18 protein-coding genes are annotated in these 23,675 nt (G+C 61.0%); 6 read left to right on the plus strand and 12 right to left on the minus strand.

Translation table 11 applies throughout. The annotated features are described in order from the left end of the window. Nucleotides 1–88: 88 nt before the first annotated feature. The 12 genes from AB3347_RS18290 to AB3347_RS18345 all read right to left on the minus strand — a co-directional run bounded on the left by AB3347_RS18290 (nucleotide 89) and on the right by AB3347_RS18345 (nucleotide 15,889). Nucleotides 89–3,253: a CusA/CzcA family heavy metal efflux RND transporter gene (locus tag AB3347_RS18290; protein ID WP_027866261.1), complete on the minus strand. Its 3,165-nt coding sequence runs from the start codon at nucleotides 3,251–3,253 to the stop codon at nucleotides 89–91. Between the two features lie 14 nt (nucleotides 3,254–3,267). Next, the gene (locus AB3347_RS18295; RefSeq protein WP_285376710.1) at nucleotides 3,268–4,491 is read right to left on the minus strand and encodes an efflux RND transporter periplasmic adaptor subunit; all 1,224 of its coding nucleotides are present in this window, start codon (nucleotides 4,489–4,491) and stop codon (nucleotides 3,268–3,270) included. Continuing rightward, complete coding sequence (locus tag AB3347_RS18300; protein ID WP_285376712.1) at nucleotides 4,488–5,792, minus strand: TolC family protein; 1,305 nt, start codon at nucleotides 5,790–5,792, stop codon at nucleotides 4,488–4,490. The genes AB3347_RS18295 and AB3347_RS18300 overlap by 4 nt, the downstream gene beginning before the upstream one ends. Nucleotides 5,793–5,907: 115 nt before the next feature. After that, the gene (locus AB3347_RS18305; RefSeq protein WP_285376714.1) at nucleotides 5,908–6,234 is read right to left on the minus strand and encodes a cobalt-zinc-cadmium resistance protein; all 327 of its coding nucleotides are present in this window, start codon (nucleotides 6,232–6,234) and stop codon (nucleotides 5,908–5,910) included. A gap of 86 nt (nucleotides 6,235–6,320) precedes the next feature. Next, nucleotides 6,321–7,241 carry a cation diffusion facilitator family transporter gene (locus AB3347_RS18310; protein WP_285376716.1) on the minus strand — a complete coding sequence of 307 codons (921 nt, stop codon included), beginning with the start codon at nucleotides 7,239–7,241 and terminating at the stop codon, nucleotides 6,321–6,323. Between the two features lie 256 nt (nucleotides 7,242–7,497). Next, on the minus strand, nucleotides 7,498–7,959 hold the full coding sequence (locus AB3347_RS18315; RefSeq protein ID WP_285376717.1) for a hypothetical protein: 462 nt from the start codon (nucleotides 7,957–7,959) through the stop codon (nucleotides 7,498–7,500). A 167-nt stretch (nucleotides 7,960–8,126) separates the two neighbouring features. Continuing rightward, nucleotides 8,127–8,498, minus strand: coding sequence for a four-helix bundle copper-binding protein (locus AB3347_RS18320; RefSeq protein WP_285376720.1), 372 nt, complete (start codon nucleotides 8,496–8,498; stop codon nucleotides 8,127–8,129). 299 nt (nucleotides 8,499–8,797) lie between these two features. Beyond that, nucleotides 8,798–9,241: a copper-binding protein gene (locus AB3347_RS18325; protein WP_285376722.1), complete on the minus strand. Its 444-nt coding sequence runs from the start codon at nucleotides 9,239–9,241 to the stop codon at nucleotides 8,798–8,800. 222 nt (nucleotides 9,242–9,463) lie between these two features. Next, nucleotides 9,464–12,640, minus strand: a complete 3,177-nt coding sequence (locus AB3347_RS18330; protein WP_369093149.1) for an efflux RND transporter permease subunit — start codon at nucleotides 12,638–12,640, stop codon at nucleotides 9,464–9,466. Then, a complete protein-coding gene (locus AB3347_RS18335) occupies nucleotides 12,637–14,241 on the minus strand; it encodes an efflux RND transporter periplasmic adaptor subunit (protein ID WP_369093150.1) in 1,605 nt (534 codons plus the stop codon). Before AB3347_RS18335 ends, AB3347_RS18330 begins: the two co-directional genes overlap by 4 nt. A gap of 26 nt (nucleotides 14,242–14,267) precedes the next feature. Then, nucleotides 14,268–15,584 (minus strand): TolC family protein, encoded by a 1,317-nt coding sequence (locus AB3347_RS18340; protein ID WP_369093151.1) that lies wholly within the window; start codon nucleotides 15,582–15,584, stop codon nucleotides 14,268–14,270. 74 nt (nucleotides 15,585–15,658) lie between these two features. Then, complete coding sequence (locus AB3347_RS18345) at nucleotides 15,659–15,889, minus strand: hypothetical protein (protein WP_369093152.1); 231 nt, start codon at nucleotides 15,887–15,889, stop codon at nucleotides 15,659–15,661. A gap of 599 nt (nucleotides 15,890–16,488) precedes the next feature. Between AB3347_RS18345 and AB3347_RS18350 the strand changes: the two genes are divergently transcribed. From AB3347_RS18350 to AB3347_RS18375, 6 genes are all read left to right on the plus strand, one after another. Continuing rightward, entirely contained in the window at nucleotides 16,489–16,839 is a 351-nt protein-coding gene (locus AB3347_RS18350; RefSeq protein WP_369093153.1) for a hypothetical protein, read from the plus strand. A 255-nt stretch (nucleotides 16,840–17,094) separates the two neighbouring features. Continuing rightward, nucleotides 17,095–18,969, plus strand: coding sequence for a copper resistance system multicopper oxidase (locus AB3347_RS18355; RefSeq protein ID WP_369093154.1), 1,875 nt, complete (start codon nucleotides 17,095–17,097; stop codon nucleotides 18,967–18,969). Then, nucleotides 18,966–20,204: a copper resistance protein B gene (locus AB3347_RS18360; RefSeq protein ID WP_369093155.1), complete on the plus strand. Its 1,239-nt coding sequence runs from the start codon at nucleotides 18,966–18,968 to the stop codon at nucleotides 20,202–20,204. The genes AB3347_RS18355 and AB3347_RS18360 overlap by 4 nt, the downstream gene beginning before the upstream one ends. A gap of 84 nt (nucleotides 20,205–20,288) precedes the next feature. Beyond that, complete coding sequence (locus tag AB3347_RS18365; protein ID WP_369093156.1) at nucleotides 20,289–20,618, plus strand: four-helix bundle copper-binding protein; 330 nt, start codon at nucleotides 20,289–20,291, stop codon at nucleotides 20,616–20,618. 295 nt (nucleotides 20,619–20,913) lie between these two features. Continuing rightward, nucleotides 20,914–22,047, plus strand: coding sequence for a TonB-dependent receptor plug domain-containing protein (locus AB3347_RS18370; protein WP_369093157.1), 1,134 nt, complete (start codon nucleotides 20,914–20,916; stop codon nucleotides 22,045–22,047). Nucleotides 22,048–22,074: 27 nt separating this feature from the next. After that, nucleotides 22,075–23,622: a TonB-dependent receptor gene (locus AB3347_RS18375; RefSeq protein ID WP_369093158.1), complete on the plus strand. Its 1,548-nt coding sequence runs from the start codon at nucleotides 22,075–22,077 to the stop codon at nucleotides 23,620–23,622. Nucleotides 23,623–23,675 lie beyond the last annotated feature (53 nt).

Genomic DNA, 23,675 nt, shown 5'->3' on the forward strand with positions numbered 1-23,675 from the left:
CTGCTCCGAGAGCGTCCTGCATTGTATCGATGCATACTGTCCTCCTCAGTTCGGTTGGGGCCGCAAAAAGTTCCTGCGGCCCATACGCTCACTGGACGACCACTTTCGCGGGCTGCACCGGTACTTCATCGCTGTCATTACGATGCGCAAGCCGGTAGAGCAGAGGAAGGACCAGCAGCGTCAACGCGGTCGAGGAAAGAATCCCACCGATGACAACGGTTGCCAGCGGCCGCTGTACCTCGGCGCCGGTGCCGGTCGCGATCGCCATCGGCACGAAGCCCAGCGATGCGACGAGCGCGGTCATGAGGACTGGCCGCAGCCGCGTCAGTGCACCATGCCTGATCGCCTGGTCCAGTCCCATGCCTTCTTCACGCAAGGTCCGAATGTAGGAGAGCATCACCAGGCCGTTCAGGACGGCTACGCCCGACAGTGCGATGAACCCCACTGCTGCGGAAATCGACAGCGGAATCCCCCGCAGTGCCAAGGCGACCACGCCGCCAGTCAGGGCGAATGGAATGCCCGTGAATACCAGCAGCCCGTCCTTCACGTTATTGAACATCGCGAACAGCAGCGTGAACACGATGAACAAAGCCAGCGGCACGACGATCTGCAGGCGCTGGGTCGCTGACTCCAGCTGCTGGAAGGTGCCGCCCCAGCTGGTCCAGTAACCCGCCGGGACCTTGACCTTGGCTGCGATGGCCGCCTGCGCTTCAGGAACGAAGGTACCGATATCGCGGCCGCGCACGTTCGCACTCACGACGATGCGCCGCTTGCCGTTCTCCCGGCTGATCTGGTTCGGCCCTGGCGTGAAGTTCAGGGTGGCGACTTCGGCGAGGGGAATGTAGGCCATTGCACCACCCTGCTTGGCTGGCAGGGGAATCGGCAGCTGCCGCAATGCGTCGAGATCGGTACGCATCGCTTCGGGCAGGCGGACCACGATATCGAAACGGCGGTCGCCCTCGAACATGGTGCCGGCTTCGCGCCCGCCGGTGGCAATTGCCAGCGCTTCCTGCACGTCACCGATGTTCAGGCCGTACCGCGCCGTTTTTTCACGGTCGATGTCCACCGTGAGCATCGGCAGGCCGCCAGTTTGTTCCACCTTGACCTCGGCCGCACCCGGTACCCGTTGCAGGACCTCGGCAATTTCTTTACCGGTTGTTTCCAGCACGGCCATGTCGTCACCGAAGACCTTCACGGCGACGTCGCTGCGTACACCCGAGATGAGCTCGTTGAAGCGAAGCTGGATCGGCTGGGACAGTTCGTACGCATTGCCGGCATACTTCTCCGCTTCTTCCTCGATCGCCTCGACCAGCTCGGCGCGGGTCTTCTTCGGCGCGGGCCACGTAGACTCGGGCTTGAGCATGATGTAACCGTCCGAGATGTTGGGCGGCATCGGGTCCGAGGCAATCTCGGCGGTACCCGTGCGGGCGAACACGCGATCGATCTCCGGGAACTTCGCCTTCAGGCCGGCCTCGAGCTTCTGCTGCATCTCCACCGACTGGCTCAGGCTGGTTGCAGGGATGCGAATCGCCTGCAGCGCGAGATCGCCTTCATTCAGGTTGGGGATGAATTCGCTTCCCAGCCGTGTAGCCAGCAGTCCCGACAGGAGCACCAGCACGACGGCGCTCGTGATCACCAGGGCGCCGTTACGCAAGACCTTTTCGAGGGCCGGGGCGTAGACGCGCTTCGCCGAGACCATGATGCGGTTTTCCTTTTCCGTGACGCGCTTGCCGATGAACAGGGCGACGGCGGCGGGAATGAAGGTGATCGACAGGATCATCGCTCCAAGCAGCGCGGCGACGACGGCGAAGGCCATCGGATGGAACATCTTGCCTTCGACGCCTGAAAGGGCAAAGATCGGCAGGTACACCACCATGATGATGAGCTGGCCGAACAGGAGAGGGCGGCGCGCTTCTTTCGCGGCCGCGAACACCTCGTGGAAGCGTTCGGCAAGGGTCAATTGGCGCCGGTGATGTTCCTGCGCGTGCGCCAGGCGCCGTACGCAGTTCTCGACGATCACGACGGCACCGTCGATAATGATGCCGAAGTCGAGCGCACCCAGACTCATCAGGTTCGCGCTGACCCGGTAAGTCACCATCCCGGTAAAGGTGAACAGCATCGCGAGCGGAATGACCAACGCGGTAATGATCGCAGCACGGATATTGCCGAGGAATAGGAAGAGGATTGCGATCACGAGGACGGCGCCCTCGAGCAGGTTCTTCTTGACCGTATTGATCGCCTTGTCCACCAGTGTCGTGCGGTCGTACACGGGAATCGCCACAACGCCTTTCGGCAGCGAACGGTTCACCTCGACCATCTTGCTCGCCACCGCCTGGGAAACGGCGCGGCTGTTCTCGCCGATCAGCATGAAGACCGTGCCCAGAACGACTTCCCGCCCGTTCTCCGTTGCCGCGCCGGTACGCAGCTCGCGCCCGACGTCGACCGATGCAACGTCGCGTACCCGGACGGGGACACCGTCGACGTTGCTGAGAATGGTGTTGCGGATGTCGTCCAGTGTGCGAACCTGCCCGGGCGCCCGCACGAGGAACTGCTCACCGCGGCGCTCGATGTATCCCATGCCGACGTTATTGTTGTTGCGGTCGATCGCGTTGACGACGTCGGACAGCGACAGTCTGTAGGAGCTGAGTTTCGCGGGGTCGGGGGCAATCAGGTACTCCTTGGCAAAACCGCCAATCGAATTGATCTCGGTAACCCCGGGCACCTGGCGCAGCTGCGGCTTGATGATCCAGTCCTGGATTTCGCGCAGGTCGGTGGGCGTATATGGTGTGCCGTCGGCTTTTTTCGCGCCCGGTTCGCTTTCCACCGTCCACAGGTAGATCTCGCCAAGGCCCGTCGAGATCGGGCCCATCATCGGGGTCACGCCGGCAGGCAGGTTTTCCCGTGCTTCCTGGATTCGCTGGTTGACGAGCTGGCGTGCGAAATAGATGTCGGTGCCATCCTTGAAGATGACGGTCACCTGTGATAGGCCGTAGCGCGAAAGCGAACGGGTCTGTTCGAGGCCGGGCAGGCCGGACATCACGGTCTCGATGGGAAAGGTAACGCGCTGCTCGACTTCGAGCGGCGAATAGCCGGCCGCCGAGGTGTTGATCTGCACCTGGACGTTGGTGATGTCGGGCACCGCGTCGATCGGCAGCTTCTGATAGTTGTAGATCCCTACGGCCGCCATCGCAATGACGGCGAGCATGACCAGCCATCGGTGTTCGATGGCAAAGCGGATGATGCGCTCAAACATGTCTGGATCCCCGTTCAATGTTCATGTTCGGCGCTGCCCTTGCCTTGCTCGGCCTTCACGACAAAGCTGCCGGTCGTGACATAGGGCGAGCCAGCCGGGAGGCCGGTGAGGATCTCGGTCAGCTTCCCGTCGCTCACGCCGGTCGTCACTGGACGGGCTTCGAAGCCTTTCGCATTCTTCATGAACACGACGGTCTTGCCTTCAAGAGTCTGAATGGCGTCGGATGCGACGGCGACGGAGGCGTCTTTTTGTCCGCTGACGACCGAAACATTGACGAACAGGCCGGGGCGCCATGCCAGTCCGGGATTGTCGATCACGACTCGAGCACTCGCGCTTCGGGTCTCCTCGCCGAGCAGGTTGCCGACGTAGCTGACCTTTCCCGTGACCGACGGGCCGCCGGCCGCCGACCTGACCGTGACCGGCTGACCGACCCGGACGGCGGCCAGGTCTTTCGGCGTGACCGCGATGTTGACCCACACGGTCGACAGATCCGAGACGAGGAAGACGTTGGCATCCTCTTTCACTGCTTCACCTTGCGCCAGGTGCTTTTCCACGACAACGCCGGTAAACGGAGCGCGAAGGACAAAGCGATTCACCGAGCCTGCCGATACGTCGGCACCGAGTGCGGTCAGTTTCGCGCGGGCGGCCTGGGATTCGATCTGGGCTTCGCGGTACGCCTGTTGGGCCTGGAGGTAATCCTGCTCGGCGGAGACCTTTTGTTCCCACAGCTTCTTTTCGCGATCGTAGGTGATGCGCGCCAGCTCAAGCCTCTTGCCGGCAGCGAGCGCTGCACTGCGCAGGTCCGCCAGTTCGGCGCTGGCGATGACCGCCAGGGATTGTCCCTTCTTGACATCCTGGCCAAGTGAGGCGGAAACCGATTCGACGACTCCAGCGACCCGAGGGACCACATGCGCCGTGCGGTCTTCGTTGAAGCGCACCTCGCCCGGAAGGACGAGTTCGGTGCGAATCGCTGCCGGGCCGGCCGTTGCCGTCGCGATGCCTGCGGCCTGGATCTGTTGCGGACTCATTTCGATGAGACCGGGCTCTTCGGCATGTCCTTCTTCCTTCTCACCGCCTTTTTTGTTCTTTGCCTCGGCGGTTTCTTCGGCGTGCTCCCCGCCTTCCTGTCTCGGAGCGCTATCGCCTTTCCAAAACACGATCAGCAGGGCCAGTACGATGCCGACCGCGATCACAGCCGCGATCGAAAGCGCTGATTTTTTGTCGATGTTGAACTTCATGGGGTATTCCTGTTGGTATTGGTGGCGCCGGTGCCAGTGTCGGCAAACCGGCCAAGCTCCGCGCTGAATCGGTAGCTGTCATAGAGCGCCTGGACGTATTGCGCGCGGCTTTGCAGCAGGGTGCGCTGGGCATCGAGGACATCCAGGAAGTTGAACTTGCCGGCCTCGAACCCGATGACCGCGGCATCGAAGACACGCTGCGCTTCCGGAAGGATTTCCTGGCGCATGGTTCGCACCTGCTCCCTGGCGAGTTGCGCCCGTTGGTAGGTACTGGACAAGGCCTGATCAAGCCGCAGGCGCTGCGCATCGCTTTCGGCGCGTGCCTTGTCGGCCCGGGCAAGGGAGGCCTGCAGATTCCCTTGGTTACGGTTGAACAGCGGAAGTGGGACCGACACACCGAGCACAGTCTGCGAGCGCCCCAACTCCTCATCCTTCTGGCGGCCGACGACGAGGGTGACATCGGGCATGCGCTGTGCACGGTCGACCGAGACCTGGGCCTCTTCGCGTTCAACTTGCAGGCGTGCGCGTTGCAGCTGCGGTGAGCCGGCCAGGCGTGTGCGCAAGACATCGAGGGAAGGGATGGCCCCGAGGTCGTCCGCCGGCTCGATCAGGGCGAGATTTCCTGGCTGGGCCTGGCCCCAGTACGCCGCCAGCAAACCGTGCGCGATGCGCAGTTCGCCAGCGGCCTGGGACAGGTCGAGGCGGGCAGTTGACTCGGCCACGGTGGCGCGCGAGAGCTCAACCGGGGATACGCGTCCGGCGGCAACCCGTTTCTCGGCCGCAGATCGGGCCTTCGAAGCAATGTCCAGCGAGGTTTGCGCAAGCTTCACGCGTTCCTGGGCGCCCAGCGCATTGAAATATGCTGCGATGACGTCGGCGCGCAAGTCGGCCCTGGCCACACTTGAGGCAGCGAGCGCAAGCCGGCTCTCACGCTCGGCCAGTTCAATGCGGGCGCGCCGCTTGCCGCCAAGCTCGACCAGTTGGCTGAGCTCAAATGTGCGAGTGCGGGTGCCGCGCTGTGTTCCCTCGGTCATGTAGGAAATCGAGGGGTTGGGTAGCAATCCGGCCTGGCGACGCTCCGCGCCGGCAATGACGACGTCCAGGGCGCTAGTCCGAAGAGTTGGATTGACGGCGAAGGCCATGTCGACCGCATTTTCGAGGGTCAACGGCGTATCGACGGGCTGTGCGATTGTGCCCGAGCCTGACTGATTGCTTTGTGGACCGCCAGCGAGCTGGGCGGCCGCAGGGAGCGCCCATGCCAATAGCACGAGCGACCCAACAAGAATACGTTTGGGATGCATGAATAAACTCCGAAAAACAATAGGCGAAGAATATTCAGCGGCGATCCGCATCAGGCGCGTTGTGCCAACGCCCCTGGAAGAAGATGAACTTGATTAGCTATGAACCGCCGCCGAATCAGACGACGGCAGCCCATTGAGGCCGCTCTGGCGGGGCCACATCGATGGAGGAGAGATGATGCAGGGGAGAGAACGGTGCAAGGCGCAGCGGCTCGGACACGGCCACTACGACCGGCAGCTCTTCGATCGTCAGGGGCGTGTGGGCACAGGAAGTACAGTGCGAATGCAGGGTTCCTGCTTTCGATTTGGATGGCTGGTCTAGCGAACTGAAAGCCTCTTGAGCAGGATCGTCGTGCGACGCATGATGCCCAAGGTGCTGCGCAGCGCGGCCGGTTTCGTGCTCGCAATACTCCGCCACGACGCTCCAGCTAAGCTGCAGCATCATGATTGTTAGCAAAGCATAAATAAACCGGCGAGTCATGGGAAAAGTATAGCACGGCCTCTTGGATGGGACTGCACCGTCCTCTTCCTTCAGTCCTGCCATCTTTGTCGGATCTTGGACGCCGTGCCTGTTTCCTCTTCAGTACCGTCCATCGGCGCCTCAATGTCGATCGCAATATGTTCGAAAGCTTTGTCGCGAATGAGTGTTTTCACGTGCGACTTGATCGACATGACATTGTCGGGAATAGCTTCTGGCGATACGACGACGTGGGTTGTCAGGACATGTTTCTCACCGTCGATCGACCAGCTGTGAGTATCGTGTACATCGATGACCTCGGGAATAGCCCTGACCGCGGTTTCAAAGGCGGGAAGGTCGAAGGTGGACGGAGTCCGCTGCAGAAAAACTTCGAAGAACTTCCGGAGATTGCGGAAAACGTTCCACAACACGAAGAGCGAAATACAGATGGACAGGGCCGGGTCAATCCAGGGGAGCTCCCAGACTGCCATCACTGCGGCGCCAATCAGCACCGCAATCCAGCCGAGCGTGTCCTCAAGCAGGTGCCAGCTGACGACCTTCTCGGTCAGCGACGACCCTTTGCGCACACGTGACACCGCTGCGCCGTTGAAGATGACGCCAACCACCGCCAGCACGATCATGCCCGTCGCGTTGACTTCCTCCGGATCGAAAAGGCGCTGCGTTGCGTTCCACAGGACGAAGCCGATGCCGGCAATGAGAACGATCGCGGTGATCAGGCCGCCGAGCAGCGAGTATCGAGCATAGCCATAGGTATCCTTTGCGGTGCTGCCGTGCTGTGAAAGACGATCGAAATACCAGGCAAGTCCGAGCGAGATCGAATCACCAAGGTCATGCACGGCGTCGCTGAGAATGGCCACGCTATTCGTCCACAGTCCGCCGGCGAATTCGATCAGCGTGAACGTGAAGTTCAGCAGAAAGGCAACCTTGAGGTTGCCGCTGCCATGTTGGACGTTTTGATCGTGCTGGTCTCCCATCAATCATTCCTTACTGGCAATTCGAGTCGAATGGCTTATCAGGCCCCTTGAAGTACTGTTGAGCATCCTACCGTCATGCGAGTAAAAACGACGCCCATAAGAGGAGGCTGGCCAAACTGTCTGCGATGGCCGGCCTCCTGCCAAGCAACTGAAGACGGGAAGGTCGATGATCGCCGCCTTTTCAAGTCGCGATGTAATGCAGGCCTTCATGGACGTCACGCGGCTTGAAGCGAGGTCTCCTCGTTCTGACGCCTACCTATAACAGCGAAAGCAGCGGCGCGGTGACCATCCCGCCAATCATCGGTGCGGCAATGCGCTGCATGACTGCGCAGCCGGCCGCGCTGCCGAGATATTTGAACTGCCCCGAACAGCCGATGGCATAAGCTGGCGGCAGCGAGACCTTGTCGCGGATACGCTCCCGTATCGCACGAACCGCAGTGAGCAGGTCACATCGCGGGCATTGATGTACACCCAACCTGACAGGTGCGCTTCCTCGCTTCGGATCGTTAGGGGACTGTCCGTCACGACGACCGTCGTCACGTCGCCAAGACGAATCTGCGGGCCCCGCTGTGAGGATCGGCAGCTTGCGCTGGACCTGGAATGAGTCGCGGTAGTCCTGCGGTAGCGCACGCTGATCGGGAAGCGCCGGCGCCCGTCGGCGACTTCCCGCACGTTGTCGCCACCGATCGCCGGACACCACTGTCTGGATGTCGGCCACGCTCATCCCTTAGCGCGCAGCGCGCAGCGCGCAGCCGGTCTATGCTGGCGCCGATATGAATTGGGTTGTGGTTTCGAAGGTCGCAAGTAGCAGCATTTCGACGGGATCGCCCGCATAACGGCAGAGTCAGCTTCGGGATCCGCGCCGCAGATCCCGATAAAAGTACGTTAGTGGGCGTGAGTGCCTACGGAAGTTCCTTGACCACCGGTCGGCTGCATCATCCTGCGGCACTCGTCGGCACAGCGGCGGCAGGCGGCGGCGCAATCTTGGCAATGCTGGACCTGGTGGATTGCGCATTCCTGGGCGCACGCATCGCAAATATCGGCGCACAGCTGGCATAGCTGATGTGAATGCTCGGTTGCTCGGCTCATCAGCTGCGCGGCGAGACGGCAGATTGCCGCGCACTCGTCATCGAGCATAATGCAGCGCGCCATCATCTTGGGATCTGTCTCCCTCAGGCACGCCGCGGCGCAGGTATCGCACGCCTCGGCGCATTCGTAACATGCTTTGATACACGACTGGAATTGACTTTGCATCATGATGTTCTCCTTGAAAGTACTCAGGGTTATGGGAGCCTCTTTCGGAACTCCGTCACGCTCTGCTGGCGAGTCAATCACGACAGGACGACTGCTCGTTGTGGCACTTCTCGGTTCTACTACCTTTCCAACAGCGTTTCAACAAAACCCAAAACTGACACGTGACGCGTCTTCCTGAAAATGTAGTGCGCGCGATCTTCTTCAATCAACTTCAGCGCAATGGCATGTCGGAGGCTAGGAATGTCTTGGCTTGCCATCGTACTGAACAGCTCGGATACGGGCATGCACGCTCATATCCCGCCTTATTTGACGGACGAGATGACGTAGTTCGCCCCTTCCTGGGTGAACTCCACCTCAACTTTTTTGCCGACTACCAGCTTGTCAAGCAATGACTTGTCCTTGACGCCGAAGCTCATCGTCATTGGTGGCCAATTAAGCGTTTTCACCTGGTCATGTGCCAGCGTCACCTTGTCGTTTGCTCGATCGACCCCCTTCACGACAGCTGAAGTTTTGTGAACCACTCCATTCTTGGATGCGCCTTGGGCTTTGCTATCGGCCGCTTTCTCCTTCATCATGTCCTTGCATGCCGACATATCCATACCCTTCATGTCCTTCATGTCCTTCATGTCCTTCATGCCCATACAAGCTTGTTTCATATGCATTCCCTTCATGTCGGCAGCTTGACCGAAGGCCGCGCCGGAAATGGTCAATGCAGCGAGAAGGGACAGTGGGGCAAAACGTTTCATGAGATTTCTCCTCAAAGTGGGTAAAGTAAATTTTTCGTCCGTGAGCGGACAACACCCTGGCGTGGTATGCGGGTACCGTTTCATGCCATTCATGGACCAGTTTGCTGCTTTGACTTGGTCATCATTTCCATGCACGCCTTTATCATTCGATCCTTTTCGGCTTGCTTATCTGAAGCTTGCAGGTGTTCCTTTTGTTAATCGTGGGCCCGCTGTCGTTGTAACTCATGAATTCTCATAAATGGCCTCCTTGGCTTCGGGTTGACGGACGTTCTCCTGTTGTAGTTCCCGACGGCGCATCAACATGTAGACCACTGGCACCACAAACATCGACAGCAATGGCGCGGACAGCATCCCACCAACCATTGGCGCCGCAATACGCTGCATGATTTCCGACCCTGTGCCATGGGCGATCATGATCGGCACCAAACCGGCAATGATGACTGCGACGGTCATGGCCTTTGGCCTCACACGTTGGACCGCGCCCTCGCGAATCGCATCCAGCAGATCCGCTTCCGACGACTTTCCTGCCGCCAGGCGGGCTTCCCAGGCATGCTTCAGGTAGAGCAGCATGATCACCCCGAATTCTGCCGCAACGCCTGCAAGTGCAATGAAGCCCACCGCGCTGGCGACCGAAATGTGGTGTCCGAGTATCCAGAGCAGCCAGATACCGCCGGCCAATGCGAACGGCAAGGTCGCCATGATGAGGACGGCCTCGTCAAAGCGCTTGAATGTCAGGTAGAGAAGGATGAAGATCACCAGCAGCGTTGCCGGCACCACGATCTTGAGCTTCGCGCTTGCGCGCTCCAGGTATTCGAACTGACCCGACCAGGAAATCGAATAGCCCGGTTGCAGCTTGACCTCCTTTGCGACAAGCTGCTGCATGTCGCGCACCACCGAATTCATGTCGCGTCCTCGAATGTCGACGTACACCCAACCGGACAGGCGTGCGTTTTCACTCCTGAGCATGGGGGGGCCGTCATTGATGCGGATCTCTGCCACGTCACCCAGGCGAATCTGTGCCCCGCGCGGCGTGAGGACGGGCAATTGCCGCAGGTTTTCGATGGAATCCCGGACCTCGCGCGGATAGCGGACGTTGATCGGGAAGCGCTGCAGGCCTTCCACAGTCTCGCCGATGTTGTCGCCTCCAACTGCCGCCGAGACGACGCTCTGCACATCGGCGATATTCAGGCCGTACCGGGCTGCCTGGTCGCGGTTGATGTTGACGTCGATATAGCGTCCTCCATTGAGACGTTCAGCCAATGCCGATGACACGCCCGGAACCTTCTTGACGATCGCTTCGATTTCACCGGCCACGCGATCGATCTCGTGCAGGCTGCTGCCGGCCACCTTGACGCCGACCGGGCTCTTGATGCCCGTGGCCAGCATGTCGATGCGGTTCCGGATCGGTGGTACCCAGATATTGGAAAGTCCAGGCACCTTGACTACGCGGTCCAGTTCCTCCACCAGCTTGTCCGTGGTCATTCCTGGCCGCCATTGATCCCTGGGCTTGAATTGGATCGTGGTCTCGAACATCTCCAGGGGCGCGGGGTCGGTTGCCGTCTCGGCTCGTCCTGCTTTGCCGAACACGCTTTGCACTTCGGGTACGGTTTTGATCAAGCGGTCAGTCTGCTGGAGCAATTGCGACACTTTGCCTGCCGACAGTCCTGGCAGCGCCGAAGGCATGTAGAGAAGGTCGCCTTCATCAAGAGGCGGCATGAATTCTGCGCCGAGCCGCGTCATCGGCCAGACGGTGACAAGGGCGATCGCAGCAGCCGCGATCAGCGTCGCCTTGGGGAAGCGCAGCACCCCATTGAGCAAGGGGCGGTACACGGCAATCAAAAAGCGATTCAGTGGATTCTTGTGCTCCTCGGGAATACGTCCTCGGATCAGGTAGCCCATCAACACCGGGATCAGGGTCACAGCCAGCCCTGCTGCCGCTGCCATGGAGTAGGTCTTGGTGAACGCAAGCGGCGAGAACAGGCGGCCTTCTTGCGCCTCCAGCGTGAACACTGGGATAAACGACAGCACGATGATCAGCAGCGAGAAAAACAGGGCAGGGCCGACTTCGGCCGCTGCATCGCCAATGACCCGCCAGCGATCCTCCCCTTCCAGCTTCGTCCCCGGATGGGCGTGGTTCCACGCTTCGACATGCTTGTGCGCGTTCTCGATCATGACCACGGCAGCGTCCACCATCGCGCCCACCGCAATCGCGATACCGCCGAGCGACATGATGTTCGCGTTCACCCCCTGGTAGTGCATGACGATGAAGGCGACCAGGATACCGATCGGCAATGTGACAATGGCGACCAATGCCGAGCGCAAATGGAACAGGAAGATGGCGCACACAATGGCAACGACGACGAATTCCTCGACCAGCTTGTCGCGCAGATTGTCTACCGCCCGTCTGATCAGGTGCGATCGGTCGTAGGTCGGAACGATTTCTACGCCAGGGGGCAGACTCGGCTTGAGAGCCGCCAGTTTGGCTTTCACCGCATCGATGGTCTCCAGCGCATTCTTCCCTGAGCGCATGACGATGACGCCACCTGCAACCTCGCCTTCGCCGTTGAGCTCGGAGATGCCGCGTCGCATTTCCGGGCCCAACTGGATGCGTGCAACGTCACCCAGCAGGACGGGGACACCGGCCTCGGAGGTCACCAGGGGAATCTTGCGGAAGTCGTCGAGCGACTGCAGGTAACCGCTTGCACGTACCATGTATTCGGCTTCGCCCAGCTCGAGCACTGAACCGCCGGCCTCCTGGTTGGCCTTCTGCACCGCGTCGATGACCATGCCATGCGCGATGTTGTAGCCGCGAAGCTTGGCGGGATCGAGAACGATCTGATATTGCCGCACCATGCCGCCCAGGCTTGCGACTTCCGACACATTGGCTACGGTCTTCAGCTCGTACTTGAGGAACCAGTCTTGAAACGCGCGCAGTTGCGACAGGTCCATCCTGCCGCTACGGTCAACGAGTGCGTATTCGTAGACCCAGCCAACGCCCGTGGCGTCGGGGCCGAGCGCGGTCTTCGCCTGCGGCGGTAAGCGCGACTGCACCTGATTCAAGTATTCCAGTACGCGCGAACGCGCCCAATACGGGTCGGTACCGTCCTCGAACAGGATATAGACGAAGGAATCGCCAAAGAAGGAATAGCCGCGTACCGTTTTTGCGCCCGGCACCGACAGCATTGTCGTAGTGAGCGGATAGGTGACCTGGTTCTCGACAAGTTGCGGCGCCTGGCCCGGGTAGGATGTGCGGATGATCACTTGCACGTCGGACAAATCAGGCAGGGCGTCGAGCGGAGTACGCTGCAACGCGTAGATGCCCCACGCCGTGATCCCCACTGTTGCGAGGAGTACCAGGAAGCGATTCAGGATCGACCAGCGAATGAGTTTGGCGATCATTTCTTTGCATCTCCCATAGCCGCAGGAGTGTGGGCGCCATGCTTGGTAGCGGCGGCGCCCTTGTCACCCATGCCCTGCATCGACGGTCCGGCAGGGGAAATGCGGGTGATCTGGAACGACCCGTCGCTGGTTTGCTGGAATTCGAAGTTCACCATCTCGCCGACTGTCAGATTTTTCGGCGCGCCAGCCACCGGCACCTTGAATCCCATTGTCATTGCCGGCCATCGCATGCTTGGGATCGGATCGTGCGAAAGCGAAATTTCATCCTTGTCGATATCCTCGACCTTGCCGTGACCGCGATGGGTCGTCGGGCCAGCGGTTTGCTGATTGCCGTCCGTTGGCGCAGGGCCGCTTAGCCGGTTCGTGGTGCCTCTCAGGCTGGCTTCCGAGTCAATCAGAAATTGACCCGAGGCAACGACTTTCTGCCCAAGGTCGAGACCCTTGAGAATTTCGGTCTGGCCATTGCTCTCGCGGCCGGTTTGGACGTCGACAGGGCTGAATTTACCCTGGCCTTGAGCGACCATCACGACACTGCGTGTACCTGTCTGGATCACGGCCTCCGTCGGGACCATCAAGGTTTCCGCGCCGGCTGCCGGCGTGAAGTTTACGGTCGCGAACATGCCCGGCACCAGGCGCTGCCCTGGATTGGCGAGTTCGACACGCGCCTTCAATGTGCGTGTCGTCGCTTCGACCTCAGGCAGGATTGCGCTGACCTTGCCATGCAAGACAGTGCCTGGCAGCGCGGGTGTACGGGCTTCGACTCTGGTGCCCGGACGTACTTCGGCCGCCGCCGCTTCGGGCAACTCGGCGTTGACCCAGACTGTACTGAGCCCATTGATTCGGAACATCGGTGCGCCCGAGGTGAAGCTCATCCCTTCACGCACTGCGAGCTCTGCCACGACGCCAGTGATCGGCGCGCTGATGCTTACCCGAGCCTGCACCTTTCCGCTCGACTCGACACCGCGAATCTGTGCGTCCGTCATCCCAGCGAGACGCATACGCTGCCGCGCGCCTTCCACCAGGCCGTCCGTTCCTGGACCTTTCATCTGCCTGACCGTCAGGTATTCTTCCTGCGCCGCGATCCAGTCAGGTACATACAATGCCGCCAGGGGCTGCCCCTTTTTCACCGGGTCGAGGGGCGCGCGCACGAAGAGCCGCTCGACGTAGCCGTTACTGCGCGCCTGCACGACGGCGACGTCACGCTCGTTGTAAGCCACGTTGCCAACCGCCTCCACGCTGGAGGCAAGCCTGCCCTTCGTGACTTCGGCGGTCCGGATACCCAGGTTCTGTTCCACTCGTGGGCTGATGCTGACACTGCCCTCATCGCCAGCCTCGTCGGCATACACAGGAACGAGTTGCATATCCATGAACGGGGACTTGCCCGGCTTGTCGAATTTCTGGCCCGGGACCATCGGGTCATGCCAATAAAGCACCTTGCGTCCAGTAGCTTGATCTGCACTTTCTTCTTGGGCGGAGGGCGCCGCTTGTGGAGCCGGCGACATTCCCATCCCGCGATGCATGCCAAACCTGTAGAGGCCGTAGCCAGCGGTGCTCAGTGCCGCAGTCACTAGCAGTACCATTGTTAATTTTCTAGTATTCATTTAAAAATCCTTGTTCGCCTTGTTTCTCAGCGGCTGGACATGCCGTATTGCGGGAAAAGAAAATTAAGTTGCGCCCACAGGCGATCGGTTTCCTGTCCGAGCTGTAAAGCCTGCAAGCGCACATCGATTTCACTGCGCCGCGCGACGAGGACATCTGCCAGCGTGGCCTTGCCGCCCCGGTAAGAGGCAAGCGACGCTTCGGTCCTGGAGCGAGCAAAAGGGATCAGTTCTTGCTCGTAGCGGATCTGTCGCTGCCTGTTTGTGTGCCACTCGTTCAACATGGCCCGCACTTCAGCGACATGGGCGCGCAGAGCGTCCTCGCGTTCCGCCCTTGCTTGCTCGACCTGGGCCAGCTTCGACGACAGTTCGCGGTCCTGGCGGTTTTTCTGGTCCCACTGCAGGGGCACCGAAAGGCCGACCGACAGCATGTCCGAATACCCTGGGCCGCGTTTTTGCACTGCGACCTCGACGCTCCAGTCCGCCTTCTTGTTCGCCTTTGCAAGCTGCGCTTCTGTCGTTGCAATATCTTCCTGTTTGGCGAGCACGGCCAGCTCCGGATGGTGACCGAGCTGGTCCTCAAGTGTTGCCTCGTCCAGGCGGACGGCGTCGACTGCCGGCTTGTCCCCGAGCGGCAACTGAGCTGCATCGCCAATCCATCGAGCCAACGAGATGTTGGCGTTACCGATGCGGCGCTTGATATCGCTTGCCTTGTCTTCCAGGGAAGCGAGTGCGCTTCGTGAGGTGAAGATGTCTGCCTGGTTGCCCCGGCCGGCCCGATAAGCGGACTCCGCCCCTTGGATCTCCAGCTTCGCCTGCTTTAGCTGTTCGGCTATTGCAGTCGACATGGCTTCGGCGTAGTAGCGGTCCAGCCAGGCCAGCGCGGTCTCGCGTTCGATTGTCGCGGTCGTGGCAGCTTTGTCCGCCATCGACTTTTCCGCTTCGCGTTCAAATCGTTGTGCACGCAGGCGACGTTTATCGGTACGCGTCAGCTCTTGCATCACGCCGACGCGTCGCATCGTCATGAAGTCGCGCGTCAAGCTGAAGCGATCTTGTCCATTGATCGGCAGGTTGTCGATACCGGCCTTCAAGACCGGATCGGGGAGCTGACCGGCAGCGACCGACATCTCCCTCGCAGACAGGACAGCCTGGTCCTTCGCCGCCAACAATCGGGATCGTTCGACCGCCCGCTGCTGGGCTTCAACCAGCGTCAGTACCCGTTCGCTGGCAACGGTGGCGTTGGTAACGACGACCGATACTGTGAATACAATAAAGAGTACTGCTCGGAGAGACCGAACAGCCGGACGAGGCGCGGGGTGGCGCGCTTTGATATGTTGGGAAAGCATGAAACCTCCAGAATGCATTGAGTAACACCGCCCGCGCCGAAGCGCAGCGATGAAGGATCAAGCAGACTGAAGGATCAAATTCGGAAGCAGCAGTTGCGAATGGCAATAGGCGGAGCCGTCGCGCGCGCGAGGAAAGCAGGAGTTAATCCGCCGAGAAAGCGCTCGAACGAAATTACTTTCAGGCTTATCGGAAGACCGTAGCCGACAGCAACGAAAGCTGCCAAAGGTGGCGTCGCAGGCTTGTCGAGCGATTGCTTATCTGTCTGGTGGGACGCATGGCACAGATTCGGCTGTTCCTTATCCATGTCTTCGCATGGGACCATATCGGCTGACATGGTCTGCACAGACGAGGTCATCTGACTGTCCTGCCCCAGACCCAGCGCTGGGCACGCATAAGCCGACACAGCAAGCTGCATAAACAATATGCTGAACAGCACTATTGTCGCGGCAACTAGTCGGGATGTGCGTGAAAGTCTCATGGTCAGTGCGAAGTCTAGGCCCGCCCTATGTCTTTGTCAATTGAATGGGCCTTAATGGAAGTGCCGTATCTGCCAAGGCATGCAGGGTGTGACGAGGAACTATTGATCGTGTCTTGCGGAAGGAGCAAACACATGACTCGAAGACATACCTGCCGGATTTCTGGGCCGAGGCAGTAAAGCTGCTGGAGCAAGGATTGTCCAGGAGGAAGCGGCCGAGCAGATCGGGATCCCGAAAGGGACGCTTGCGAACTGGGTGAGTGCGGCGAAGAGTGGCCCGGGCAGCGTCACGGAATTGTGTGCACGCTCTCCCGGGAGCATGCTACATTGACCATATGCGCGCCAGGCTCCGAACATTTTTCTTGTGCCTACTCATCGTCTCCCTCCCTTTGCAGAGCATTGCGGGAGTAGCGAGGTTTGAGTGCGGCATGGCGCATCAGCCTTTTACCGTCCAAGCCGATCATGCCAGCGGCATGCAGATGGAGGCGACGGCGGCCGTCGAGGGGCTTGATGGCGCGCACGTACATTCTGCTGCGCCGGTGCAGAGGGTCGCATCGCCTGATCAAGACTGCGATGACGACGGCTCGCATGCGAAGTCCGGCTGCAGTACCTGTGCAAGCTGCTCCATTGGCGCCTACGCCCCGCCGCCTGTAATGGCCGTGACTGCGGTCGAGGAAGCGGTCAGCACTGCCCTGCAATTTTCCTCCTCTTCATTCACCGGGCATGTCCCCGCCCGGATCGAACGACCTCCACGCGCTGCCGCGTCAATCGCGGCGTAATCCTTCACGGCTAACGCCGGCGATGCGTTCCTGATTTCCGGGACCGGCCCGTGCCTGCGCTCGCGCCTGCACGAACGAGTCAACCTGACCGGGCACGCGTTCAAACAAATCAGATCAAACAACCGAGTCGTGTCCTGGTGGCTATCCGCCGCGGGGCAGGAGTGTCCGCGTCCCTGGTTACCGGCATGGGGAAGGTTTGGGGCCGAATCGCGCAGATTACTGCGCCAGAAGTCGCATGTCGAATCGGAGAACCATATGAAACGTTTAGTAGTTACGGACGGCTGCACAAGCAGCTGGCGCCGCCGCTTCCTGCAAGGGCTGGGCGCAGCAATAGGCCTCGCGGGTTTCAGTCCTGGCGCGCTGTTTGCCGCGCAGGACAGGCGCCATCTTCGCGGTACCAGTTTCGATCTCGAGATCGGACCGATGCCTGTCAACTTCACCGGAGCAGACCGCATCGCCATCGCGGTCAATGGCCAGGTGCCGGCGCCCACCCTCTACTGGAACGAGGGCGATACCGTGACGATCCGGGTCACCAACCGATTGTCGACGGTCAGCTCGATTCACTGGCACGGCATCCTTGTCCCCGCCGACATGGATGGCGTGCCGGGGCTGAGTTTCGCGGGGATCCAGCCAGGGCAGACATTTACCTACCGGTTCGAGGTCAAGCAGAGCGGTACGTACTGGTATCACAGCCATTCTGGACTTCAGGAACAGCTCGGCTTGTACGGCCCGATCGTCGTCCTGCCGAAAGCCGGTGAGCGGGTCCAGGCCGAGCGCGATTACGTCGTCATGCTGTCGGACTGGACGGACGAGAAGCCGGAGCGGGTGCTGGCCAACCTGAAGAAGATGAGCGACTTCTTCAACAACAAGCAGCCGACCTTCGGCGAGTTCGTTCGGGACGTACGGAGCATGGGATTCGCCGCCGCCGTGGACAAGCGCAAGATGTGGAACCAGATGCGCATGATGCCGACCGACTTCAGCGATGTGACGGCCAGCCGGAATATCAGCGGGGCACTGCGTTACCTCATCAACGGCGCCACAGCAGAGATGAACTGGACCGGCCTGTTCCGCCCCAACGAACGAGTGCGCCTGCGCTTCATCAACGGCGCCGCGACGACCATCTTCGACGTGCGCATCCCGGGTTTGAAAATGACCGTCGTCTCCGCGGACGGACAGGATGTCGAACCCGTCACTGTCGACGAATTCCGGATATCGGTCGCCGAAACCTACGACGTCATCGTCGAACCAGAGGGCGACCAGGCGTACACGATCTTCGCGCAGTCGATCGGGCGATCGAGCTTCGTTCGGGCCACGCTTGCACCCCGGCCGGGAATGCAGGCTCCGGTGCCGGAAATGGACGAAGCGCAGTGGCTCAGCATGACCGACATGATGGGCGCGATGGCCATGTCAGGCATGCATGGTTCGGGTGCCGCGGGCGGCAATGCGATGGGTGGGCACGCACAGCCGATGGGTGGATCGCCAGCGGCAGCGGCGGCAGGCGCTGCCTCAGTGCATCAGGGACACGACATGCCGATGGCGGCGCAAGCCGATTCGCACGCCGGGCACGCACAGATGCCCACGCCCGGCGCGCCGGCAGCGGGCCATCCGCCGAAGGTGACGCATGCGCGCTCCGAATACGGCCCTGGCGTCGACATGCACGTCGACATGCCGCGCACGAACCTCGACGACCCCGGCGTCAACCTGCGCGACAACGGCCGGCGCGTCCTGACCTATGCCGACCTGCGCACGATCGGCGGGCCGGTCGATCCACGGGAACCGAGCCGGGAAATTGAGCTTCACCTGACCGGGAACATGGAACGTTTCATGTGGTCGTTCGATGGCCAGAAGTTCTCCGAATCCTTACCGATCCGCTTCCGCTTCGGGGAGCGGCTGCGTATCGTGCTCGTGAACGACACGATGATGAACCATCCGATCCACTTGCATGGCATGTGGAGCGAGCTGGAGTCTCCCGACGGGAAATTCCAGGTTCGCAAGCACACGATCAATGTACAGCCTGCGCAAAGGATCACCTACCGGGTCACGGCCGATGCGCCCGGCCATTGGGCTTACCACTGCCATCTGCTGTACCACATGGAAGCCGGGATGTTCAGGGAGGTCGTCGTATCATGAAAAACACATCGATCAAACCTGCGCCTTGCGCGCTCGCGCTGGCGTACCTGCTTGCGGCGCACGCTGCGGCACAGACGGCAGCTTCATCCCAGCCGCCCCAGTCTACCCGCGGTCACGACATGTCGACCATGGATCACTCGAAGATGGGACACGGGACACCCGCGCCGGCCAGCAAGAAGTCGCCGCAGCAGGCGCCGCCCAATCCGGCTGAGTCGAATGCTGCTGGCCACGCTGGACATGCCGACACTCCAGACGCAGCGCAGAAGGCCCCGCCAGCGCCGGCGACGGAACACCAGGGTCACGCTACCGGCCATACCGGCCATACGGGTCACGCAGCACAACCGGCAGCTCCCACGAAGCCGCAGGCCCAGCCCACCCCAGGGGCCATGCCCGGAATGGATCACTCAGCGATGGGACACGGTGCCGCTCCTGCAGCAGGAAGCGCTGGCCATGAACGTGCCGTCAAGCCGCAGGCCGCCATGGCGGGTCATGCGATGCAAATGGGACCCATGCAGGGAGGCGACCCTCCGCCCGACGCCCGCGATCCGAACGCCTATAACGAGGGAACGCGCCACGCCACCTTCGGCAACCACGAAATGAACGACAACGCTCCGTTTGGGAAGGTACTGTTCGACAAGCTCGAAGCAGCCAAAGGCGATGGCGAACACGGTCAGAACCTCGAGGCCGAGGTTTGGTACGGCAATGACTATAACAAGGCCTGGCTCAAAGTCGAAGCAGAGCGCCGGGGCGGCTCGCTCGAATCGTCCCGCACCGAGCTACTGTGGGACCGGGCATTCGCACCGTTCTGGAGTACCCAGTTGGGTGTGCGGCACGACAGCGGTGAGGGTGGCGGAAGGAACTGGCTTGCCGTCGGGGTGCAGGGGTTGGCCCCTTACTGGTTCGAGACCGAGGCCACCGCGTACTGGCGGCCCGGAAGCGGCCTCGCCGCGCGCCTCAATGTGAAGTACGAAATCCTGTTCACGCCCCGTCTGATCCTCGAGCCCGAGCTTGGCGCGAACCTGTACAGCCGCGCGGATCCCGAGCGGGCCACTGGGAAAGGCCTATCCGACATCAACATGGGCTTGCGGCTGCGCTACGAAATCACGCGCAAGTTCGCGCCATACATCGGCGTCACCTGGAACCGGCAGTTTGGCGGAACCGCTGATTACACGCGACAGCGTGGCTGGGGCAGGAGCGAAGTCCAGGCGGTGGCGGGCGTACGCCTTTGGTTCTGATTGACCCGCGGCGCGGCATCGTTTCGCGGCGCGCAAAAGTTTTGTCCTGATAGAGACCGAGACCAACCATTTTAGGAGATCACCATGAACCAGCAACACGAAACCTGTATCGAGGCCTGCAATGACTGTGCGGATGCGTGCGACATGTGTGCCGCCGCCTGCCTGCACGAGGAGGACGTAAAGATGATGTCCCGCTGCATCGCACTCGACATCGATTGCGCTCAACTCTGCCGGGTCGCTGCCGCCATGATGGCACGGGGCAGCGAAGCGGCCAAGCTCGTCTGCGAGGCATGCGCCGCGCTTTGCGACATGTGTGCCGAAGAGTGTGGCAAGCATCAGATGCAGCATTGCCAGGAGTGCGCCGCGGCCTGCCGCCGGTGTGCCGAAGAATGCCGCCGGATGCTTGCCGCATGATCGTGACCTGAGCAGGGACAGGCGGCAGGGCAGGAGACGTAACCTCCCCCCGCCACCAAGTAGGCTCACGTCGGCGCGAATTTGCGCCGGCGCATTCGCTCGCTTTGAAATTTTATTCGGTGAATTGTTGTATAAATGCGTGTTTATTGCTTATTGGTAGAAATCGCGCTACATTAAAAATGCTGCGAATTGTATATACAAGCAGTAATCGATTGCCTCACCCCACCATATGCCGCAACCGAAGCTGTCACCGTTGCGGTCTTATTGCTTTTACAAAAATAACCCCGGAGGGTAAATGGTTCACAAATACGTCCCAAGAACGACAGCTGCGCTCGCAATGCTGGTCTTGCAGCAGAGCGCTCATGCACAGCAGCCCGCTACCAGCGAGAACACCCAAGCCACCGGGATGGAGCGGGTCCAGATCACGGGCAGCCGTATCAACCTGCGACAGGAGCAGCTGTCCGGTGTCGGCCCGGTGACCGTGATCGACGCGGAAACCATCCAGCGCTCGGGCGCGATCTCGGTCGAGACGCTGCTCCAGCGTCTGCCATCGTCCGCGGGCACGGCGGGGAACCAGAGCAGCGCCTACTGGACCAGCAACGGCTATGGCACCACGCAGGTCAACCTGCGCGGCCTCGGCATCGACCGCACCCTGGTCCTCCTGAACGGGCGCCGCGTGGTGTCGGGCGGGACGGGCGCCAACAGCTCGGTCGACCTGAACATGATCCCGGTCGCGATGATCGAACGGATCGAGGTGCTGAAGGACGGCGCATCGGCGATCTACGGCGCCGATGCCGTTGCCGGTGTCGTCAACATCATCACCAAGAAGGCGATCGACGGTGTAGAAGCCTCCGTCCGCTATGGCAAGACGGAACGCGGCGATGGCGACGAGAAGTCCGCGGATCTCGTATGGGGCACCCGGAGCGAGCGCGGTTCGCTGATGGGGTCGCTGAACTACTCCGAAAGCGGCGCCGTCAACCTGGCGTCGCGGGCTCCTTGCTCCCTGTTCGAAGATGATGGCGAACTGGTCTGCTCCGGCAGCTCGTCCACCATCGGCGGCCGTGCCCGGCTCGCAGACGGCCGCCGCGTCAACTTTAACCAGGATCCGAACGGGAACCCAGGCGGTTTCGAGACCTACAGCGCAGCCAAGCACGCCTACAACAGCAATCCGTTCCTGAACGCGGTCAACCCGATCAAGCGTGTCGGCGTCAGTGCCTTCGGCAATATGCGCCTGACCGACCGGGTGGACATGTTCAGCGAGCTCATGTTCACGAACCGGAAGTCCGAGCAGCTCGCGACGCCGGGCGCGATCGGCGTCTACCGCCCGATCGAGATCGCTGCGAGCCATCCGATCAACCCGACCGGGCAGAACCTGACGCTAGAGCGGCGCAGGGTAGCCGAGGTCGGGCCACGCTACTTTTTCCAGTAAACGAACACCTTCCGCATCGTTGCCGGCTTGAAAGGCGCTCTTGGCGACAAGTGGGACTGGTCGGCGTCCCTCAACTGGGGTCGCAACACGGGCCTGGACGGGATGACGAACATCATCAACCTAGACCGGGTCGATGCGACGCTGAACGTAGCAACCTGCGGCCGGACGCCGACCTCCGCTCCCTGCGGTAATTACCTTGGCTATGGCAATTTGAGCCCGGCGGTGCTGGAGTACATCCACTTCACGACGCGCGACCATGGCGGCAATGACCAGAAGAGCTTTAATGCCAGCATCAGCGGCGAGCTGTTCTCGATGCCCGCGGGGCCGGTCGGGTTCGCGTCCGGCTTCGAATACCGTCGCGAGAAAGGCTGGCGCGACCCGGACAGCCTGATCGTGTCCGGTGCAGCCAACACGAACGCCATGGACCCGATTGCGGGCCAGTACAGCGCGCGCGAGGTGTTTGCCGAACTGTCTGTTCCCTTGCTGGCCAAGCTGCCGCTGGTACAGTCGCTGACCATGAATGCGGCTGCCCGCTATTCAGACTACAGCCTGTTCGGCTCGCAGGGCACTTACAAGCTGGGTCTCGACTGGCAGGTAATGCCGGCGCTGAAAATGCGTGCGAACAGGTCTACGGCCTTCCGCGTCCCGAATGTGCCTGAGCTGTTCGGAGGGGTTTCAGAGGGCAACCTGACGACGACCGACCCATGCAACAACTGGAATACGCTCGATCCGAACTCGGCGGTTTACAAGAACTGCCAGGCCTCGGGTGTCCCAGTCGGCTTCAGGCAGTTTGGTCCGTCGATCCTCACAACGGGCGGCGGCAACCAGAATCTAAAACCGGAGGAGGCGGACACCTTCACGGTCGGGATGGTGTGGACGCCTTCCAAGGCGCTGACGCTGACCCTCGACTACTTCAACATCGAGATCGACAACGCCATTGAGACGGTTCCGGGATCGACCAAACTGTCGGTGTGCTACAACTCGCCTGGACTGTCCCACATCTTCTGCCGTCCTTCGAGCTTCACCCGCGATCCACGCACCGGTGAGATCAACTTCCTGTCTTCCCAGCCGGAGAACGCGGCCCAGCAGAAGGTCGCAGGCCTGGATTTCGGCGCCATGTACGACTTCACCCTGTTCGGATGGACGTCGTCCATCACGGCTGACGTGTCCCGCCTCAACCGCTTCGACGTGACCCCATTCCCAGGCGGCGAGGTCATCGAATACGCCGGCAAGATCACGGGCGGGCGCGGAAGCTATGCCAAGTGGCGGTCGACGGCGTCCCTGACGGCGTCCAACGGGCCGTGGTCCGGTTCCTATACGGTCCAGTACATCGGCAAGGCGGACGACATCAACGCCGCACCGGAGGACATCGGCTCCCGCGCACCAAGCATCGCGTACCACAACGCCAGCGTGAAGTACGCGTTCAACAAAGCGATGGCACTTTCGTTTGGGGTCGACAACCTGTTCGACAAGCGTCCTCCGTATATCCAGAGCTGGACTGACGGAAATACCGATACGATGACCTACGACCTGTTGGGGCGTCGCTGGCACGTACGCCTGGGCTACAAGTTCTAGCCTTCCAATGATGCCGGGCGGCCTGTAAGCATGTATGCTTCGCGCCGGTCGCC

Origin of the sequence: Massilia sp. X63, assembly GCF_041023745.1 — a bacterium.
In the GTDB taxonomy this organism is placed as follows: domain Bacteria; phylum Pseudomonadota; class Gammaproteobacteria; order Burkholderiales; family Burkholderiaceae_D; genus Telluria.

What these genes read in the sequence shown, in the direction of transcription:
- AB3347_RS18345 (WP_369093152.1), bottom strand. Translation starts at nt 15,889, where the DNA reads ATGGATAAGGAACAGCCGAATCTGTGCCATGCGTCCCACCAGACAGAT.
- AB3347_RS18305 (WP_285376714.1), bottom strand. Translation starts at nt 6,234, where the DNA reads ATGATGCTGCAGCTTAGCTGGAGCGTCGTGGCGGAGTATTGCGAGCAC.
- AB3347_RS18310 (WP_285376716.1), bottom strand. Translation starts at nt 7,241, where the DNA reads ATGGGAGACCAGCACGATCAAAACGTCCAACATGGCAGCGGCAACCTC.
- AB3347_RS18365 (WP_369093156.1), top strand. Translation starts at nt 20,289, where the DNA reads ATGAACCAGCAACACGAAACCTGTATCGAGGCCTGCAATGACTGTGCG.
- AB3347_RS18370 (WP_369093157.1), top strand. Translation starts at nt 20,914, where the DNA reads ATGGTTCACAAATACGTCCCAAGAACGACAGCTGCGCTCGCAATGCTG.
- AB3347_RS18295 (WP_285376710.1), bottom strand. Translation starts at nt 4,491, where the DNA reads ATGAAGTTCAACATCGACAAAAAATCAGCGCTTTCGATCGCGGCTGTG.
- AB3347_RS18300 (WP_285376712.1), bottom strand. Translation starts at nt 5,792, where the DNA reads ATGCATCCCAAACGTATTCTTGTTGGGTCGCTCGTGCTATTGGCATGG.
- AB3347_RS18330 (WP_369093149.1), bottom strand. Translation starts at nt 12,640, where the DNA reads ATGATCGCCAAACTCATTCGCTGGTCGATCCTGAATCGCTTCCTGGTA.
- AB3347_RS18350 (WP_369093153.1), top strand. Translation starts at nt 16,489, where the DNA reads ATGGCGCATCAGCCTTTTACCGTCCAAGCCGATCATGCCAGCGGCATG.
- AB3347_RS18360 (WP_369093155.1), top strand. Translation starts at nt 18,966, where the DNA reads ATGAAAAACACATCGATCAAACCTGCGCCTTGCGCGCTCGCGCTGGCG.
- AB3347_RS18335 (WP_369093150.1), bottom strand. Translation starts at nt 14,241, where the DNA reads ATGAATACTAGAAAATTAACAATGGTACTGCTAGTGACTGCGGCACTG.
- AB3347_RS18320 (WP_285376720.1), bottom strand. Translation starts at nt 8,498, where the DNA reads ATGATGCAAAGTCAATTCCAGTCGTGTATCAAAGCATGTTACGAATGC.
- AB3347_RS18290 (WP_027866261.1), bottom strand. Translation starts at nt 3,253, where the DNA reads ATGTTTGAGCGCATCATCCGCTTTGCCATCGAACACCGATGGCTGGTC.
- AB3347_RS18325 (WP_285376722.1), bottom strand. Translation starts at nt 9,241, where the DNA reads ATGAAACGTTTTGCCCCACTGTCCCTTCTCGCTGCATTGACCATTTCC.
- AB3347_RS18340 (WP_369093151.1), bottom strand. Translation starts at nt 15,584, where the DNA reads ATGCTTTCCCAACATATCAAAGCGCGCCACCCCGCGCCTCGTCCGGCT.
- AB3347_RS18355 (WP_369093154.1), top strand. Translation starts at nt 17,095, where the DNA reads ATGAAACGTTTAGTAGTTACGGACGGCTGCACAAGCAGCTGGCGCCGC.